At 38.7% G+C, this 1,478-nt stretch carries 3 protein-coding genes; all 3 read left to right on the top strand.

Features of this window, described 5'->3' with window-relative positions; genetic code table 11:
* The coding region (locus AA81_RS07595) for a hypothetical protein (RefSeq protein ID WP_103078725.1) at window positions 1-202 on the top strand (202 nt) is incomplete at its 5' end.
* 17 nt (window positions 203-219) lie between these two features.
* A complete protein-coding gene (locus AA81_RS07600; RefSeq protein WP_012209090.1) occupies window positions 220-429 on the top strand; it encodes a DUF2922 domain-containing protein in 210 nt (69 codons plus the stop codon).
* Between the two features lie 814 nt (window positions 430-1,243).
* Window positions 1,244-1,390 carry a hypothetical protein gene (locus tag AA81_RS14215; protein ID WP_169999678.1) on the top strand — a complete coding sequence of 49 codons (147 nt, stop codon included), beginning with the start codon at window positions 1,244-1,246 and terminating at the stop codon, window positions 1,388-1,390.
* The last annotated feature ends 88 nt before the right edge of the window (window positions 1,391-1,478 follow it).

A 1,478-nucleotide genomic window follows, 5' to 3' on the forward strand; every position in this document is an offset into this window, starting at 1 on the left:
TATGGCAATGAACTTAGAATCAAGAAAAGCAAAGATAGTATGGATAAGCATAGTAGACGGAAAAGAAGAAAAAAAGTATAAAAGCTATGACTTATTCACAGACGTAGAAGCAGACATAAAAACCGCCTTACAAGGATTAGTCTCACTCTGTGAAAACACCAACGCGGTTTATTACTTCAACGAAAGCTACGAAATAATCTAAAAAGGAGGAAATAGCGAATGAGAAGATTAAGAATGAAATTCTATGACTCAGCAGAAGGAAAAAGCAAAACCCTATCAGTAGACGGAGTATTAGAAACACTAACGCAAGCAGAAATAGAACCAATAATGCAAAGCTTGATAGGCGTATTAGTACCAACAACCGCACAAGTAGACGAAGCAGAAATCGTTGAAACAACGACAAACGAAGTATTCAACCTCATTCAATAAAGAAACGCACTCATGCCTCTTGACGGGGCATGAGTTTTTTTGATATATTAGTATACGCACGTATAATATACTTCCAAAAGGGGCGGTGGGCGGGAATAGATATAAAAATAAATTTCTTAAATTGACGAAAATCTAAAGGCAAAGCCTACAGTAGGATTACAAAGGGCGAAGCCCTTTAATCCACAAAGACCTATCAGGCTTTTAAACAGGGATTATAAGGGGCGAAGCCCCTTAAACCACAAGGGGTGGCGGGCGGGAATAGATATAAAAATAAATTTCTTAAATTGATGAAAATCTAAAGGCAAAGCCTTCAGTAAGATTACAAATGGTATAGTCCTTTAACTCCTCTAAAGCTTCTCAAGCTTGAAAAAAGGGTTCATAAGGGGCGAAGCCCCTTAATCCACAAAGGTCTCTCAGGACTTTAAACAGGGATAGTAAGGGACGAAGTCCCTTAATCCACAAAGACCTATCAGGCCTTTAAACAGGGATCATAAGGGGCGAAGCCCCTTAAACCTCAAGGGGCGGTGGGCGGGAATAGATATTAAACAGATAATAAATAATAAAGGGGGAAACTACCATAAAACATCAAAACTACACCAAACTAACAGACCATGAACTAGTAACACTCTCCAAAAAAGGCGACAAAAAATCAAAAGAAACTCTATTCACCAAATACAAAGGCTTCCTTGTCAACGAAGCAATCAAACTCACCAAAAGTTGCGGCATAGACTTTGAAGACAGCTTTGGAAGTTTAACTTACCTCTTCCTATGTGCGATAGACAATTTCAATCTCAAAGGAAATTTCACAGGATACATGAAAAAATTCGTACAACTAAAAATAAAAAACGACATTGGAAAAAGAAAAGCAAAAATGCCCTACGTACCAAAAGAATACCCCTTTTACCTAAGAAACTTAGAAGAAGTAATGCTTATGGAAGAAGACATAGCACACTACGAGTGAAATCTCCTTATGGTCGGGCAGCAGAATGAAGGAGTAAAGATTTTCTTCCTTAGATGGGCGGGCAGCGGGGCGAAGGGGCGCTAACAAA

Source organism: Petrotoga halophila DSM 16923, from assembly GCF_002924615.1.